At 65.8% G+C, this 16,048-nt stretch carries 13 protein-coding genes; 5 read left to right on the forward strand and 8 right to left on the reverse strand.

The features are described from left to right. Nucleotides 1-27: 27 nt before the first annotated feature. The 4 genes from pdeM to QA645_RS41810 all read right to left on the reverse strand — a co-directional run bounded on the left by pdeM (nucleotide 28) and on the right by QA645_RS41810 (nucleotide 5,652). Nucleotides 28-699: a ligase-associated DNA damage response endonuclease PdeM gene (gene pdeM / locus QA645_RS41795; protein ID WP_283046922.1), complete on the reverse strand. Its 672-nt coding sequence runs from the start codon at nucleotides 697-699 to the stop codon at nucleotides 28-30. A gap of 53 nt (nucleotides 700-752) precedes the next feature. Beyond that, the gene (locus tag QA645_RS41800; protein WP_283046924.1) at nucleotides 753-3,329 is read right to left on the reverse strand and encodes a ligase-associated DNA damage response DEXH box helicase; all 2,577 of its coding nucleotides are present in this window, start codon (nucleotides 3,327-3,329) and stop codon (nucleotides 753-755) included. Between the two features lie 51 nt (nucleotides 3,330-3,380). Continuing rightward, the gene (locus QA645_RS41805) at nucleotides 3,381-4,610 is read right to left on the reverse strand and encodes an ABC transporter substrate-binding protein (protein WP_283046926.1); all 1,230 of its coding nucleotides are present in this window, start codon (nucleotides 4,608-4,610) and stop codon (nucleotides 3,381-3,383) included. A 115-nt stretch (nucleotides 4,611-4,725) separates the two neighbouring features. Beyond that, nucleotides 4,726-5,652, reverse strand: a complete 927-nt coding sequence (locus QA645_RS41810) for a methyltransferase domain-containing protein (RefSeq protein WP_283046928.1) — start codon at nucleotides 5,650-5,652, stop codon at nucleotides 4,726-4,728. 53 nt (nucleotides 5,653-5,705) lie between these two features. On the opposite strand from QA645_RS41810, the gene QA645_RS41815 reads away from it, so the two are divergent. The 4 genes from QA645_RS41815 to QA645_RS41830 all read left to right on the forward strand — a co-directional run bounded on the left by QA645_RS41815 (nucleotide 5,706) and on the right by QA645_RS41830 (nucleotide 10,499). Beyond that, nucleotides 5,706-6,743: a ligase-associated DNA damage response exonuclease gene (locus tag QA645_RS41815; protein WP_283046930.1), complete on the forward strand. Its 1,038-nt coding sequence runs from the start codon at nucleotides 5,706-5,708 to the stop codon at nucleotides 6,741-6,743. Next, a complete protein-coding gene (locus QA645_RS41820) occupies nucleotides 6,740-8,617 on the forward strand; it encodes an ATP-dependent DNA ligase (protein ID WP_283046932.1) in 1,878 nt (625 codons plus the stop codon). The genes QA645_RS41815 and QA645_RS41820 overlap by 4 nt, the downstream gene beginning before the upstream one ends. Nucleotides 8,618-8,785: 168 nt before the next feature. Continuing rightward, the gene (locus tag QA645_RS41825; protein ID WP_254134902.1) at nucleotides 8,786-9,088 is read left to right on the forward strand and encodes a DUF6460 domain-containing protein; all 303 of its coding nucleotides are present in this window, start codon (nucleotides 8,786-8,788) and stop codon (nucleotides 9,086-9,088) included. An 85-nt stretch (nucleotides 9,089-9,173) separates the two neighbouring features. Next, complete coding sequence (locus QA645_RS41830) at nucleotides 9,174-10,499, forward strand: MATE family efflux transporter (RefSeq protein WP_283046937.1); 1,326 nt, start codon at nucleotides 9,174-9,176, stop codon at nucleotides 10,497-10,499. A gap of 169 nt (nucleotides 10,500-10,668) precedes the next feature. Here QA645_RS41830 and QA645_RS41835 read toward each other — a convergent pair whose 3' ends face one another. Together QA645_RS41835 and QA645_RS41840 are read right to left on the reverse strand one after the other, a co-directional pair. Next, nucleotides 10,669-11,766 (reverse strand): quinone-dependent dihydroorotate dehydrogenase, encoded by a 1,098-nt coding sequence (locus QA645_RS41835; RefSeq protein ID WP_254195932.1) that lies wholly within the window; start codon nucleotides 11,764-11,766, stop codon nucleotides 10,669-10,671. Then, nucleotides 11,763-12,107 carry a DUF952 domain-containing protein gene (locus QA645_RS41840; RefSeq protein ID WP_254195933.1) on the reverse strand — a complete coding sequence of 115 codons (345 nt, stop codon included), beginning with the start codon at nucleotides 12,105-12,107 and terminating at the stop codon, nucleotides 11,763-11,765. The genes QA645_RS41835 and QA645_RS41840 overlap by 4 nt, the downstream gene beginning before the upstream one ends. Before the next feature lie 204 nt (nucleotides 12,108-12,311). On the opposite strand from QA645_RS41840, the gene QA645_RS41845 reads away from it, so the two are divergent. After that, nucleotides 12,312-12,965 (forward strand): helix-turn-helix transcriptional regulator, encoded by a 654-nt coding sequence (locus QA645_RS41845; protein WP_283046941.1) that lies wholly within the window; start codon nucleotides 12,312-12,314, stop codon nucleotides 12,963-12,965. Between the two features lie 190 nt (nucleotides 12,966-13,155). Here the strand turns inward: QA645_RS41845 and QA645_RS41850 are convergent, their stop codons facing one another. Next, a complete protein-coding gene (locus QA645_RS41850) occupies nucleotides 13,156-14,799 on the reverse strand; it encodes a lysine--tRNA ligase (protein WP_283046943.1) in 1,644 nt (547 codons plus the stop codon). A gap of 226 nt (nucleotides 14,800-15,025) precedes the next feature. Next, nucleotides 15,026-15,973, reverse strand: coding sequence for a transporter substrate-binding domain-containing protein (locus QA645_RS41855; RefSeq protein ID WP_283053603.1), 948 nt, complete (start codon nucleotides 15,971-15,973; stop codon nucleotides 15,026-15,028). Between the last annotated feature and the right edge of the window lie 75 nt (nucleotides 15,974-16,048).

Genomic DNA, 16,048 nt, shown 5'->3' on the forward strand with positions numbered 1-16,048 from the left:
GTTGAGCCCAAATAGAGCGATCGCCCCTCAATAACAGCGCGATGCCGCGATCGCGTGGACGCGGCGGTCGCCGAGCAAGTGCGCGACAAAACTGGTCTTCGGGAAGATCTTTGCGAAGGCCGCGTCGCGGATGCTTAAGCCGCCGGCATACGCGCCGAAGGCCGGCATTACGGCGCGCATGCCGTCGCTGGCGAAACACCGCCGCTCCATCGAACGGCCGCGCGTGGAGACGCGGGCCTTGGGATGCAGATGGCCGGCGATCTCGCCATGCGCGCCGGTCGGCTCGTGGCGGAACGTGATCGGGCCGATCGCGACTTCATCGGCGACAGTGCCGCCGAGATCGCGCGGCAGCATGGGATCGTGATTGCCGGAGATCCAGATCCAGTCGCGGCCACTTTGGAGCGCGGCGACGGCGTCGCGGTCATCCGCGGAGAGGCGCTCGTGCGCGGCGCGATCGTGAAAGCTGTCGCCGAGCGCGATGACGATCTTTGGATCATGGCGGGAGATGACAGCAGCGAGCCGGCTCAGCGTCGCCAGCGTATCATAGGGCGGCAGCAGCACGCCGCGGGTGGCGAAGCTGGAACCTTTTTCAAGATGCAGGTCGGAGACGACGAGCAGGCGCTGCTCTTCCCAGAACAGCGCGCCGGAGAGGTCGGCCGCAAAAGTCACATCACTGATGGTGACCCTGGAAACGCGCATGTCCTCGACATCCTCTGAAACCAGCGCGCCCAACGTCACGTCAAAACCTGCTTCTATCCCATCGCCTCTTTGACCAGCTCGTCGGCAGCTTCCGCCAACAGCTCGTCGCCAGCTTCGCCATAGACTGACTCGCGGCCGATTTCCAGCATCACGGGGACGGCGAGCGGGGAGACGTGGTCGAGTTCCCGGTGGGTGATGCGGCCCTGGATACGGGCGAGCATGTCGCCGAGACGGCGCAGGTCGAGCAGGCCGGTGGCGGCATCCGCGCGCGCGGCGCGCAGCAGTACGTGATCGGCCTGGTGCTTGCGCAGCACGTCGTAGACGAGATCGGTCGAGAACAGCACCTGGCGGCGGCTCTTCTCCTCGCCGGTGTGGCGGCGCGCGATCAGGCCGGAGATGATCGCGCAATTTCGGAACGTGCGCTTCATCAGGGCGGATTCGGCGAGCCAGGCCTCGAGGTCGTCGCCGAGCATATCGGGATCGAATAGCGCGTTGAGATCGAGCCTGCCGTTGCGGATCATGAAGGACATGTCGCCGAGCGCCCAGATCGCCACCGCATATTCGTTGGCGACGAAGCCGAGCGGCCGCGCCCGCGCGCGTTCCAGCCGGCGCGTCAGCAGCATGCCCAGCGTCTGGTGCGCCAGCCGGCCTTCGAAGGGATAGCAGACGATGTAATGCTTGTTGGCGCGCGGAAAGCTCTCGACCAGCAACTCGCGCACCGCGGGCACGCGCGACACGTCCTTCTGCAGCGACAGCCAGTCACGCACCTGCTCCGGCAGGCCTTGCCACGCGCGCCCGTCATCGAGCAGACGCCGAACGCGCTCGGCGAGGTAAGTCGAGAGCGGAAACTTGCCGCCCATATAGGAGGGCACCTTCGGATCCTTGTCATGCGCACGCGAGACATAGACCTGGTCCTCGACCAGGGTTTCGTAGCGCACGACTTCGCCGCTGAACACAAAAGTGTCGCCGGGGCTCAGGCCCTCGATGAAGGCCTCCTCGATCTCGCCGAGCAATCGGCCGCCGCGCGCGATCACGCCGGTCGCGCCGCCTGTTTTTCCTTGCCCGCCGCCGCGCGAGCGCACCAGCCGCACCTTCAGCATGTCGTCCTCGACAATGGTGCCGACATTCATCCGGTAGCTCTGCCGCACCTTTGGGTTGGCCACGCGCCAGCGGCCCTGCTTGTCCTGCTTGATGCGGGCGAAGCGCTCATAAGTTTTTAGCGCGTAGCCGCCGGAGGCGACGAAGTCGACGACGTCGTCGAAATCCTGTCGCGTGAGATCGGCGTAAGGCGCCGCGGTGCGCACCTCGTCGTAAAGCTGCTCGGAGAAAAACGGCTCGCCGCAGGCGCAGCCGAGCACGTGCTGGGCCAGTACGTCGAGCGCGCCGGTGCGGAGCGGCGGCGTGTCCTGCGCGTTCTCGGCGATGGCGTCGATGGCGACGCGGCACTCCAGCACCTCGAAGCGATTGGCCGGCACCAGCACCGCGCGCGAGGCTTCGTCGAGGCGATGGTTGGCGCGGCCGATGCGCTGCATCAGGCGCGACGCTCCCTTGGGCGCGCCGATATTGACGACGAGATCGACGTCGCCCCAGTCGACGCCGAGATCGAGCGAGGAGGTGCAGACCACGCCGCGCAATTTGCCTGCCGACATGGCGTCCTCGACCTTGCGGCGCTGGGCGACGTCGAGCGAGCCGTGATGCAGCGCGATGGCCAGATTGTCGTCGTTCATGCTCCAGAGATTCTGGAACAGCATCTCGGCCTGGCTGCGGGTGTTGACGAAAACCAGCGTGGTCTTGTTCGCCTTGATCAGCTGGTAGATTTCGGGAAGCGCGTGGCGCGCGCTGTGACCGGCCCAGGGCAGCCGCTCGCTTGTGTCGAGCATCTCGACCTGCGGCGGCGCCGCGCCGCCGGCGATGACGATGTCGGCGGAGCAGGCTTTGTCTTTCGGCTGCGGCACCAGGAAGCGGACCAGCGCTTCCGGCTCGGCCACGGTCGCCGAGAGGCCGATCGCGCGCATCTGCGGCGCCAGCCGCCACAACCGCGCCAGGCCCAGCGAGAGCAGATCGCCGCGCTTGGAGGTCACCAGCGCGTGCAGCTCGTCCAGCACGATTCGTTTCAGGGAGGAAAACAAAAACGGCGCGTCGTCGGAGGACAGCAGCAATGCGAGCTGCTCCGGCGTCGTCAGCAGAATATCGGGCGGATAGCGCCGCTGCCGTTGGCGCCGCGACACCGGCGTGTCGCCGGTGCGGGTCTCGATCTTGATCGGTAGGCCCATCTCGGCGACCGGCCGCTCCAGATTGCGCGCGATGTCGACGGCGAGCGCTTTCAGCGGCGAGATGTAGAGCGTGTGCAGGCCGGTGCTGCGTTGCACGGCGCGGCCGGTGGAGACGACGGATTTCGCGGGAGAGGTCGGCGCAGAGCTCAGCTCCACCAGCGTCGGCAAGAATCCCGCCAGCGTCTTGCCGGCGCCGGTCGGCGCGATCAGAAGCGCGCTAGCGTCCTCGCGCGCCTTCTCCAGCAGCGCGAACTGATGCTCGCGCGGCGCCCAGCCGCGGGCCGCAAACCACGCCTGGAAGCGCTCGGGCAGCAATGCGGCCGGCTCGGCCGGTATTTTGAGGATGCGGGGCGGCACGGCGTAAGAGGTAAGCCGTGCCGGCGGGTTCGTCGAGGGGTGGGGAGGTCCCTACTCCGACATCGGCTTGTCCGAGATATCCCAATCCTTGCCGCTGAAGATCGAGATGAACAGCGTCTTCATCGGCGTGTAGTCGTCGGGCGTGTAGTCGTAGGTGACGCCGTCGAGGAAATAGGGCGAGTGGAAGCCCTTCAGCGTGGAGGCCTGCTTCAGCACGTTGGCGCGGGTGAGCTCGTCGCCGCAGCGGCGCAGGATCTCGCCCATGGTCACGGCCTGGCCGTAGCCGGCAAAGGCGATGGTGTTGTCCTGATCGATCGCCGGCGTGTACTGCTTGCGCAGTGCCTCGAACGCCATCACGTCGGGGTCCTTCTCCCATTTCGGCAGGCCGACCTCCTTGTTGTAGCGGATGGCGACGATGCCCGCGGCGTTCTCGAGGCCAGCGGCGTTGAGGATCGAGCGGCCGGTCGAGCCCGCCGACAACAGCTGCAGCGGCTTCCAGCCGAGCTCGGCCACTTTACGGATCGACTGCGACGTCGCCTTGCCGGTGGTGATGTTGTAGAAAACATCCGCGCCCGATTTCGAGAGATTGATGAGCTGGGAATCGACCGTGGGATCGGTGAGATCGTAGGTCTGCTCCATGATCACCTGCGCGGTGCCGCCGGCATCGGCCAGCACCTTCTTGAAGGGCCCTAAGAAGTCGCGGCCGAAATCGTCGTTCTGGTAGAGGATGCCGACCTTGGCGTTCGGTTTCGTGGCGACGACGTGCCGCGCCAGGATGCGTGCCTCGGTCGGATAGAGCGGCAGGCCCGCCATCGTCCATTTGAACTCTTTCGGGTTATTCCACTTCGACGCGCCCGTGTTGAGCAGCAGTTGCGGCACGCCCTTGGAGTTCAGGTATTTGTGCACGGCCGTCTGCGGCGCGGTGCCGAGCGAGCCGTAGAGCGCCAGCACCTCCTCCTGCTCGACGAGGCGACGCGTCGCCTCGACGCATTTCGGCGCGCTGTAGGCGTCGTCCATGGTCAGGAACTTGATCTTGCGTCCGTTGATGCCGCCCTTCTCGTTCAGCATCTGGAAATAGGCTTCGCCAATGCGCCCGAGCACGCCGTAGAGCGAGCCGGGACCGGAATGCGGCACGGTCTGCCCGATCTTGATCTCGGTGTCGCTGGCGCCTGAATCGTATTTCTTCTCAGCGGCCCAAACGTACGGCGCGGGCAGAACGGATGCGGCGATGGTGGCGAGCGCGGCGGCGCTGACATCGCGCCGCGATGGATTCTTTGTCATTGTTGTTTCTCTCCCTGGTGCGCGCATTGTGCTGGCATCCGCACGGCTCGCAAGTAGGAAGTCGTCGCTTTGCGACGCAATGACGCTCAAATTGCAGGGTATTTAGCGCCTAGACTCAAGTTTTCTCGGCCACGACAACGAGACCGCGCACCGGCTCGTTGTTCTCGTTGCGCGGCGAGCACGGCTCCAGTGTGAGAAGCTTGAGGCCGGCCTTCGCGATCGCACCGCGCGCATATTCCGCCGAATGGGCATAGCGCAGGCCTTCGCCGAGAACGGTGCCATCGCCGTCATGCGTCTCCAGCGTGAAGGCAAGCACGCCGCCGGTCGCAAGCACGCGCTTCGCTTCCGTGAGCACCGGCGCGAGATCGGAGAGATAGACGAAGGCGTCAGCGGCGACGACGAGGTTCGCGTATCCGTCCGCCTTGCCGCGCAGGCCTTCGATCATGTCGGCGACCTCGAGCTCGGCGTAGAGCCCGGTAGCACGCGCTTCCTTGATCATGCCGGGCGACAGATCGATGCCGGTGAAATGATCGACCTGCTTTGCGAAGGCCGCCGCCGCGAGGCCGGTGCCGCAGCCGAGATCGATGGTGCGTTTGAAGTAGGCCGGCTTCTTCGCAGCGACGCGCGCGGCCAGCACCGCCTTGAAGATCAGCGACGGCGCGCGATAGCCGAGATCGTTGATCAGCGCGTGCTCGAAGCGCGGCGCGTATTGGTCGAACAGCGCCTGCACGTAAGCCTTGGGCATCTCCGCCATCTCGGTATCGCCAAGCCGCATCAGATGCAGGCCGGCGCCGTGCTGGTCCTCCGGATCGGACTCGCGCGCTTTGCGAAACGCCGCGATCGCCTTGTCGCGCTCGCCGAGCTGCTGGCGGATCTCGCCGAGCGTGAACCAGGCGGAGGTGAAGTTTGGCGCGAGCTCGATCGCCTGCTCGATCAGATCGGCGGCGGCGGGCAGATCGCCCTTGAGCTGGAGGTCGCGTGCGAACTCGAAACGGCGGTCGGCCATGAGATCGCCGGAGGTCAGAAACAGGCGGAGCGGCATTGGGAACCAGGTGGTGACTCGAAGATGCGGTCGAGCGACCTATATAGCAGGGCATGCGCCCGCAAGACATCCTGCTGCCAACTGCTGACGGCCTGTGCTGCAAGCCCGGCGGCTTCCACATCGACCCCGTCCGCCCGGTCGAGCGCGCCGTGATCACCCACGGCCATTCCGACCATGCCCGCGCCGGCCATGGCGCGGTGCTCGCGACGCAGGAAACCCTGGACATGATGCGGCTGCGCTACGGCGAGAATTTTGCCGGCGCGACGCAAGTCATCAGCTATGGCGAGGAGATCCGGTTCGGCGACGTCAAGGTCAAGTTTCATCCCGCCGGCCATGTGCTGGGCTCGGCGCAGATTGCCGTCACCTGCAAGGACACCTGCATCGTCGCCTCCGGCGATTACAAGGATGCACCCGACCCGACCTGCGTACCGTTCGAGCTGGTGCCCTGCGATGTCTTCATCACCGAGGCCACATTCGGTCTGCCGGTGTTTCGCCACGGCGATGCCGCTCTCGAGGTGAAGAAGCTGCTCGCCTCCGTCGCGCTGTTTCCGGAGCGCGCGCATCTCGTCGGCGCCTACTCGCTCGGCAAGGCGCAGCGCGTGATCGCGCTGCTGCGCCTCGCCGGCTATGACGCGCCGATCTACCTGCACGGCGCGATGGAGAAGATCACCGAATACTATCAGAGCCGCGGCATCGCGCTCGGCGAGCTCAGGCCGGCGATGGGCATGAAGAAGGCGGCACTCGCCGGCACCATCACGCTGGCACCGCCGTCGGCGACATCAGATATCTGGGCCCGGCGCTTCCCCGATCCCGTCACCGCCTTCGCCTCGGGCTGGATGCGCGTGCGCGCCCGCGCGCGGCAGGGTGGCGTCGAATTGCCGCTGGTGATCTCCGATCACGCCGATTGGGACGGCCTCACCGCGACCATCGCCGCCACCGGCGCCGGCGAGATCTGGGTCACCCACGGCCAGGAAGACGCGCTGGTGCATTGGTGCAAGACGAAAGGCCTGCGGGCGCAACCGCTCGATCTCGTCGGTTATGGCGAGGAAGAGGAGAGCGAGCCGCCGGCTCACGGCGAGGCCGAGGCATGAACCGCTTCGCCGAACTCTTGGACCGCCTCGCCTATGAGCCCGGCCGCAACAACAAGCTGCGGCTGCTTACCGGCTATTTTCGCGAGGTCGGCGATCCCGACCGCGGCTACGCGCTGGCCGCGCTCACCGGCGCTCTGAGCTTCAAGCACGCCAAGCCGGCGCTGATCCGCGACTTGATTGCGTCGCGCACCGATGAGGTGCTGTTCGGGTTGAGTTACGACTATGTCGGTGATCTCTCGGAGACGGTGGCGCTGATGTGGCCGCGTCGCGGCGCAAACAACGCTGAATCTTTTCCGGGCCACCCCTCTCCCCCACCCTCCCCCGCAAGGGGGGAGGGAGCGCAGCGGAGCGCGTCGCTGTCAGCGAGCGCAATAGCCACTAGCGATTCCCAGAGTGAGGGACACACCGCTCTCTCCGTTCCCTCCCCCCTTGCGGGGGAGGGTCAGGGAGAGGGGTACCGCGGGCGAGATGCCAATGAGTCCGCCCACCCAAGCAACCACAACAACCCGCCTCCCCCAACCCTCACCGAAGTCGTCACCACGCTGCGCACGCTCGGCAAGAGCGAACTGCCGAAGCAACTCGAACGCTGGCTCGACGAGCTCGACGAGACCGGCCGTTGGGCGCTGCTGAAACTCGTCACTGGCGCGCTTCGCATCGGCATCTCCGCGCGGCTGGCGAAGACGGCTGCGGCAGCGCTCGGCGACAAGGATCCGCACGAGGTCGAGCTGATCTGGCCGGGCCTCACGCCGCCCTATCTCGACCTGTTCGCCTGGCTGGAAGGCCGCGCCGAGAAGCCGGTCAATCGCGATCCTGCGCCGTTCCGCCCCGTCATGCTGGCGCATGCGATCGAGGACAGCGATTTCCAAAACCTCGATCCCGCCGACTACATCGCTGAATGGAAGTGGGATGGCATCCGCGTGCAGGCGGTCGCCGGCCGCGACGACCGCGGGCAAATCACGGCGCGGCTTTATTCGCGCACCGGCGAGGATATCACCGGAAGTTTTCAGGACCTCGTTCCGTCACTGCGCCTGCCGGGCGCGATCGACGGCGAGCTTCTGATCCTGCGCGAAGGCCGCGTGCAGAGTTTCAACGTCCTGCAGCAGCGGCTCAACCGCAAGGCCGTCTCGCCAAAACTGATCAAGGAATTTCCGATCCACCTGCGCGCCTATGATCTGCTCGGCGACGACGAGAACGATTTTCGCGAACTGCCGTTCGCCGAGCGACGCGAGCGGCTCGAAACCTTCATCTCAAAGCTTGGCGATCCCCGCATCGACCTCTCGCCGACTGTCCCCTTCGCGAGCTGGGAGGCTCTGACCGCCGCGCGGGCCGATCCCGCGAGTGCCGGCGCGGGCGAGGATGCCGACGCCGTCGAAGGCGTGATGCTGAAGCGGCGCGATGCGCCCTATCTGCCGGGCCGGCCGAAGGGGCAGTGGTGGAAGTGGAAGCGGGACCCGCACATCATCGATGCCGTGCTGATGTATGCGCAGCGTGGCCACGGCAAGCGCTCGTCCTATTATTCCGACTACACGTTTGGCGTCTGGACCGAGACCGAGAGCGGCGAGGAGCTGGTGCCGGTCGGCAAAGCCTATTTCGGCTTCACCGACGAGGAGCTGTTGCAGATCGACCGCTTCGTCCGTCGCAACACCACCGAAAAGTTCGGCCCCGTCCGCCACGTCGTGCACGAGGGCGACAAGGGGCTGGTGCTGGAGGTGGCGTTCGAGGGGCTGCAACGCTCGCCGCGGCACAAATCCGGCGTCGCGATGCGCTTTCCCCGCATCAGCCGCCTGCGCTGGGACAAGCCGCCGCGGGAGGCCGACCGGCTGGAAACGCTGGAAAAAATGCTGAAAGCGGAGGCGGCGGAGGTTGAGGCGTGAGGCATGGCAAGTGCGCCCCCTCTCCCGCTTGCGGGAGAGGTTGCAGCCAGCCCGCGGCACGCGCTTGCCCAAATTAATATCCTGTAAGCCGATTGACGCAACCTTACGGGTTCCCCATGTCCCCCGCCGTGACCTATAATCCGGGCGAATCCGCCCAAGGAGTTTGAGATGGCCCACGACGTCAGAGATTTGCCGGCCGGCCACAGCGATGGCCTGCACCGCTTTCTCGGCGGCTCGCCGCTGGCGGTCGCGTTTCGCCTGGTGCTGCTCTCGATCCTGGTCGGCGTCGTGCTGGCCGCGATCGGCTTCGATCCCTGGAACATCCTCATCAGCATTCGCCTGCTATTCCAGCGCATCTGGGATCTCGGTTTCGATGCGGTGAACTGGCTGTGGCGCTACTTCCTGCTCGGCGCCGTCATCGTGATCCCGATCTGGCTGTTGTCGCGCATCTTCGGCTCGCCGCGCCGCTAAGGTCCTTTGAAATGCGCGGCCGGCGCAAGCACGCCATGCCGGCCGCGATGGTGCAATTGGGCGGTTGGTCGGGTAGACGCAGCTGATGCACGCCCCCGTTCACCCCAAGGTCGGCAGCCGCCAGGTCTTCGCCATCGCCGGTCCAGCGATGGTCGCGAACCTGACGACGCCGCTGATCGGCGTGGTCTCGACCACTGCGATCGGCCGGCTCGACGATGCCGCCCTGCTCGGCGGCGTCGCGATGGCCTCCGTCATCTTCGACTGCCTGTTCTGGCTGTTCGGCTTCCTGCGCATGAGCACGCTCGCCTTCACCGCGCAGGCGCTCGGCGCGGGCGAGACGCGCGAGCAGACCGTGATCCTGGTGCGCGGCTTCATCGTCGCCGGCCTGATCGGCGGCGCACTGATCGCGCTGCAATTGCCGCTGGCCGGTGCGCTGTTCGATTTGATGGGCGGCAGCGCGGGCGTGACGCACGCGGCAAAGACCTATTTCATGATCCGGATCTGGTCGTCGCCGTTCGCGTTCGCCAACTACGTCATTCTCGGCTGGCTGGTCGGACAGGCTCGCGCCAATCCGGCGCTGCTGCTGCAGGTCGTCATCAACCTCATCAACATGGCCGCGACGATCCTGCTGGTGCTGGTCTACGACACCGGCATTGCCGGTGCGGCGATCGCCGCACTGCTGTCGGAGGGCATCGGCTTCGTGCTCGGCGTCATCGTCTGCCGGCACCATGCCCATGGCGGCTTTGCCGTTCCTCGCGCGACTCTGTTCGATCGCGAAAAGCTGATGCGGCTGCTGGCGGTCAATTCCGACATCATGATCCGCACCGCGGCGCTGATTACCGTGTTCCTGTTCTTCACCGCCAAGGGCGCGCGCGCCGGCGACGTCACGCTGGCGGCGAACTCCGTGCTCAACAATTTCCTGCTGGTCAGCGCCTTCTTCCTCGACGGTCTCGCCAACGCCGCCCAGCAGCTCTGCGGCCGCACCTTTGGCGCCCGCGATGCCAAGGGATTTGCGGATTCGACCCGGCTGGTGCTGCTGTGGGGCCTCGGCTTCGCGATCGTCGTCGCGGTGCTGTTCGCGCTGTTCGGGCCGAACCTAATCAACTTCATGACGGCAAGCGAGGATGTTCGCCGCGCGGCGCGCGAGTTCCTGCCGTTCATCGTGCTGGCGCCGGTCCCCGGCGTGTTCGCCTTCGGTTTCGATGGCATCTATGTCGGTGCCACCTGGGCGCGCGAGATGCGCAACCTGATGCTGGCCTCGCTCGCGATCTTCTTCGCCATCTGGCTGGCGCTGCAGTCGTTCGGAAACACCGGGCTGTGGTGTGCGCTGATTGCGTTTTACGTGGCACGCGGCGGATTGCAGGGGGCGCGGTATCCGGCGCTGTATCGGGCGACGTTTCCGAAGGCGTAGCCCGGATTGAGCCTGTTCTTCTCCCTCGCCCCGCTTGCGGGGAGAAGGTCGGGATGAGGGGGAGTCTCCGCAAGGACGGTGAGAGTTGGATTCGCGGAGAGTCCCCCTCACCCGGAATTTGCTCACGCAAATTCCGGCCTCTCCCCGCACGCGGGGAGAGGCGAAGAACTCACATCCCCGGCCAGTCTTCCGCCGTGAGCGTCGCCGCATCGGCACCGACGATCTCGGACAGCGAATCCCGCCCCGTGCGCAACAGCGTCGAGGTGAGGTCGCGCTTGATCTCGTCGACGAGGCCGAGGCCCTTGTAGACCAGCGACGAATAAAGCTGGATCAGGCTCGCACCGGCGCGGATCTTCGTCAGCGCCGCACCGCCGGAATCGACGCCGCCGACGCCGATCAGCGGGAAGGCGCCCTCGACGCGGACATAGGTCTCCGCGACCATGCGCGTCGACAGGCGGAACAGCGGCCGGCCCGACAGGCCGCCCTGCTCCTTCGACCGCATTTCCTCGCGCAGCGTGCTCGGCCGCGCAATCGTCGTGTTCGACACGATCATGCCGTCGACCTTGCGCGAGCGCGCGACCTGCACGACGTCGTCGAGCTGGGCGAGACTGAGATCAGGCGCGATCTTCAGCAGCACCGGCGTATCGCCGGCCTTCTGCCTGACACGCTCGCGCGCATCGATGACGCGTCCGAGCAGATCGTCGAGCAGCGCGCCTTCCTGGAGATTGCGCAGGCCCGGCGTGTTCGGCGAGGAAACGTTCACAGTGAAATAGCTCGCGACCGGCGCAAAGGTCTCGATCAGCTTGACGTAGTCCGCGACGCGATCCGGCGAATCCTTGTTGGCACCGACATTGACGCCGACGATGCCGCCGTTCGCCGCGCGCGCAGCGAGCCGGCGCAGCGCGACCTCGGCACCGTCATTGTTGAAACCCATGCGGTTGATGACGGCTTCGTCACGCTCCAGCCGAAACAGCCGCGGCCGCGGATTGCCTCCTTGCGGCTTCGGCGTCACCGAGCCGATCTCGACGAAGCCGAAACCGAGCCGCAGCAATGCATCCGGCACTTCCGCGCTCTTGTCGAAGCCTGCGGCCATGCCGATCGGGTTGGGAAAGTTGAGCCCGAACGCGCGCACCGCGAGTTTTGGATCGTCGTTGCGCGGCTTCACCGGCGGCAGAAAGCGCAGGCCCTGGATCGCCAGGCGGTGCGCATCTTCCGGATCGAGCCAGCGCAACACCGGCAGCGAGAAAGCATCGAAAGCGCGGATCACGGGGCAAGCTCCGGGGTATCGTGGCCGCCATCGGAGCGCATGTTGAGATTGATCACCGAGAGCACCGCGCCGAGATCGAGTTCCCCATAGAGATGCGGAAACAGCTCGTCGTTGCGCGAACGCTCCCAGCGCAATTCGGCTCCGAGCGCGTCGCCGTCGACCTCGACTAGGAACAGCGCGCGCTGGCCGAAATAATGCTTGCGCAAGGTCTCCGGAACCTGGGCGGCGGTCGAGAAGTGGATGAATCCGTCGCGCGCGTCATCCGCGCTGCCGCTGTACACGCCGTGCCGTTCCGCCTCGCGCCAGGCCGAGGCCGGACAGATTTTGTAGATCTTGACCACCGCTTACCGGAGCCCTGTCATTGCTGTGAGTCAGCTCGTTGAGTCTGTTGGGGTTTTTCGCCTCAGGCCGAGTCCCGAAACCCGGCGCGACCGTAAAGGTCGCCCCTTCCGAACTCAAGGCTTGCCTATCGCCCCTTGCGCGAAAAACGGAAAACCGGTTGATTTGAGGACAGTTTTCCTGAGTTGCGACGGGCTGGACCTTCCATGGTCAAACAGGCCAAAGCGCAGAGGATGCTGACCCACGACCAGATCTGGGGCGCGCTGGATCGCCTGGCCGCGCGCGCCGGGCTGTCGTCGTCCGGCCTTGCCAAGCGGGCCGGGCTCGACCCCACCACCTTCAACAAGTCCAAGCGCGTCACCTCCGACGGCCGCGAGCGCTGGCCCTCGACCGAATCGATCGCGAAGGCACTGGCGGCCGCGGAGTCCACGATCGACATTTTCGCCAGGCTGATCGGCGACGATTCCGGCGACGGCCGCACCGTGCCGCTGCTTGGCATCACGCAGGCCGGCGCGAACGGCGCGTTCGACGAATCCGGCTTTCCATCCGGCAAGGGCTGGAGCGAGATCGCATTGCCGGCCGCCGAGGACAGCCACGCCTTCGCACTGGAGATTTCAGGCGATGCGCTCACGCCCGCCTATCGCGACGGCGACGTCATCCTGGTCTCGCCCGGCGCTCCGATCCGCAAGGGCGATCGCGTGGTGGTGAAGACGAAGGCGGGCGAATTGATGCTCGCGACGCTGAAGCGCCGCACGGCAAAGGGGCTAGACTTGCAGCCACTCGATGTAACCCAAGACGAGCACGCGATGGCGGCGGGTGATGTTGCCTGGATCGCAAGGATCGTTTGGGCGAGCCAGTGAGGGGCGTTGAGCGGCCGCCACACCACCAGTGTCGTCCCGGCGAAGGCCGGGACCCATAACCACAGGGAGAAGTTTGGCGGAGGGGTCGAAGTTGCACTTCGGTACGACGACCGCCGGCCATCGATAGATCACGCGGTATGGGTCCCGGCCTTCGCCGGGACGACAGCGGAGTGCGACGCAACACCGCCCCTCACGCACTCCTTGCCAGCGCGCCGTCAATCATGTTGACCGCGTTCTGCACGCCGTACACCGCGACGAACGAGCCGAAGCGCGGGCCCTTCTCCTGGCCGAGCAGCACCTGGTAGAGCATGTTGAACCAGTCGAGCGTCACGCCCGGACGGCCGTCCTTGCCCTTCTTGACCTGGTCGAGAAACGGCTCGCGGCGGCCGATCTCGTAGACGACGTTCTGGATGTCTTCGGCCGATGCTTCTGCCGGAAGCTGCGACAGCGCTTCGCGCAAATCCTGCAGCGCGGCGCGCTCCGTATCTGTCGGCACGCGGAACTGCTTCGTCGGCGCGACGAAATCGCGATAATAATTGATGGCGTAGCCGACCATCGCATCCAGCTTCGGATGCGTCTGCGGGCTCACGCCGGGGCGATAGCGGCCGATGAAGCCCCACAGCGTCTCGGCGTTTTCCGCGTTCGACGACGACACCAGCGTCAGCAGAAGCTGGAACGTCACGGGCATATCGCCCTGCGGCGGACGGCCATGATGGATGTGCCAGACCGGATTGCCGAGTTGCTGCTTGCCATCCTGCTTCGCGAAGCCATCAGTGAATTGCTGATAGTCGTCGACCTGGCGCGGGATGACGTCGAAAAACAGCCGCTTCGCCGCCTTCGGCTCGCGGTACATGAACAACGACAGCGATTCCGGCGAGGCGTAGCGCAGCCATTCGTCGATGGTCAGGCCGTTGCCCTTCGACTTCGAGATCTTCTGGCCCTTCTCGTCGAGGAAGAGCTCGTAGTTGAAACCTTCGGGCGGCGTGCCGCCGAGCGCCCTGGCGATGGCGCCGGAGAGCTTCACGGAATCGATCAGGTCCTTGCCCGCCATTTCGTAGTCGACGCCGAGCGCGACCCAGCGCATCGCCCAGTCGGCCTTCCACTGACACTTGACGTTGCCGCCGGTGACGGGCGTCTCAACCTCCTCGCTGGTATCGGGATCGACATAGGTCACCGTGCCGGCGGCGACGTCGCGGCGGATCATCGGTACCTGCAGCACCACGCCCGTGGTCTTGCTGATCGGGAGGAACGGCGAATAGGTGGCGCGGCGATCCGGGCCAAGCGTCGGCAGGATGATCTCCATCACCTTGTCGTAGGCCGCGAGCATCTTGAGCAGCGTCGCATCGAAGCGGCCGGACTTGTAATAGACGGTCGAGCTCGCGAACTCGTAGTCGAAGCCGAAATGATCCAGGAACGCGCGCAGGCGCGCGTTGTTGGCGTCACCGAACGAGGGATGCTCGTTCGAGAACGGGTCAGGCACCGCGGTGAGCGGCCGCCCCAGATATTGCGCCAGCAGATCCTTGTTCGGCACGTTGTCCGGCACCTTGCGGAAGCCGTCCATGTCGTCGGAGAAGGCGAGCAGGCGCGTCTTGATCTTGTCCTCGGTGAGCACCCGAAAGGCATGGCGCACCATCGAGGTGCGCGCGACCTCGCCGAACGTGCCGATATGCGGCAGGCCGGACGGACCATAGCCGGTCTCGAACAGCACCTCGTCCTTCGGGCTTTTCTTCAGCCGCGCGACAATGGCCTTCGCCTGCTCGAACGGCCAGGCGTTGGATTGTTCGGCGAGCGCACGAAGATCGCTCGGGGTCATGTTCGGGTCGATAACGGACATCAAAGGGCCTCCGGGCCGCGGAAAATAGCGATTTTTGCGCGGAATGCAAAAGTTGGTGCGGCTACCGCCGCTCTTACTCCCTCGCCCCGTTCTTACGGGGAGAGGGTTGGGGTGAGGGGCTGCTTCCGCGATCACGGTGAGAGCTGGACTCGCGGAGAGTCCCCCTCACCCGGATTGCATCTTCGATGCAATCCGGCCTCTCCCCGCACGCGGGGAGAGGCGAAGATCAAAACGGGCTCACCGAGAAATACCGTAGCCACAGATCCGTGTAGCGGCCTTTTTCCCAGACGCGGAACAGGGCCCAGTTCAGGGCCTGGCGCAGCACGTCGTTGCCCTTGCGCACGGCGATGCCGATGCCTTCGCCGAAGAAGCGGCTCTCGACGAAGGGGCCGCCGGAGAAGGCACAGCAATCGCCGGAATCGGTGCCGTTGATCCAGAACGCCAGCGAGATGGCGTCGCCGAAGATGAAATCGACCTCGCCCTTGCGGAGCGCATTGCGCAAGCTGTCGTCGTTGGGATAGCCGTGCAGCTCGGCGTCGGTGAACATCGCCTTGAGATAGGCCTCATGCGCGGAGCCCGCGATGACGCCGACCTTCTTGCCCTCGAGATATTCGGGCCGGATCTCCGGCATCACCGCATCCTTGCGCGAGGCGAAGCGCGCCGGCACGCGGTAATAGGGATCGGTGAAATCGACGCGCGCGCGAAGCTGCGGGCTCACCGCCATGGACGCAATGATCGCATCGCCCCGGTTCGAGGTGAGCGCATCGACCAGCGTCTCGAAGCGGCGCATCTGCACCGTGCAGGTGACCTTGATCTCCTCGCACAGGCTGCGCGCGAGATCGACGTTGAAGCCGGCCGGATTGCCGTCGGCACCGGTGTAGTTGAACGGCGGGTAGTCGGTCTCGGTCAGGAAGCGGATCACGGTCAGGCGCGACAGATCGGGCCGCTCCGGGCGCCGCCGCGGGTCCCAGAAGCCGGGCACGGCCTGGGGGGCGGCTTGAGGCGCAGCTTGAGGCGTAGCTTGGGTCGTGGCTTGCGGCGCAGCCGGCGGCTGCTTCGCCGGCGCTTGGGCACGTGCGCCGGGCAGGCCCGCGAGCAGGCACACGGCGAGGCCCAGCCCGGCCAGCAAGCCGCGGGCAGATTTGGACGATTTCGCCTGTTGCGATGGAGCCATCGGCCGGAAATGAATGAATTTCATTGGGATCGGAAGGCCTTATAGACCATCCGGCCGGGAACGCGAGCGCCGATT

This window comes from Bradyrhizobium sp. CIAT3101 (assembly GCF_029714945.1).
Classification (GTDB): domain Bacteria; phylum Pseudomonadota; class Alphaproteobacteria; order Rhizobiales; family Xanthobacteraceae; genus Bradyrhizobium.

Coding starts and splice junctions, on each gene's coding strand:
- QA645_RS41830 (WP_283046937.1), top strand. CDS start 9,174: ATGCACGCCCCCGTTCACCCCAAGGTCGGCAGCCGCCAGGTCTTCGCC.
- QA645_RS41825 (WP_254134902.1), top strand. CDS start 8,786: ATGGCCCACGACGTCAGAGATTTGCCGGCCGGCCACAGCGATGGCCTG.
- QA645_RS41845 (WP_283046941.1), top strand. CDS start 12,312: ATGGTCAAACAGGCCAAAGCGCAGAGGATGCTGACCCACGACCAGATC.
- QA645_RS41810 (WP_283046928.1), bottom strand. CDS start 5,652: ATGCCGCTCCGCCTGTTTCTGACCTCCGGCGATCTCATGGCCGACCGC.
- QA645_RS41855 (WP_283053603.1), bottom strand. CDS start 15,973: ATGGCTCCATCGCAACAGGCGAAATCGTCCAAATCTGCCCGCGGCTTG.
- QA645_RS41805 (WP_283046926.1), bottom strand. CDS start 4,610: ATGACAAAGAATCCATCGCGGCGCGATGTCAGCGCCGCCGCGCTCGCC.
- QA645_RS41820 (WP_283046932.1), top strand. CDS start 6,740: ATGAACCGCTTCGCCGAACTCTTGGACCGCCTCGCCTATGAGCCCGGC.
- QA645_RS41815 (WP_283046930.1), top strand. CDS start 5,706: ATGCGCCCGCAAGACATCCTGCTGCCAACTGCTGACGGCCTGTGCTGC.
- pdeM (WP_283046922.1), bottom strand. CDS start 699: ATGCGCGTTTCCAGGGTCACCATCAGTGATGTGACTTTTGCGGCCGAC.
- QA645_RS41850 (WP_283046943.1), bottom strand. CDS start 14,799: ATGTCCGTTATCGACCCGAACATGACCCCGAGCGATCTTCGTGCGCTC.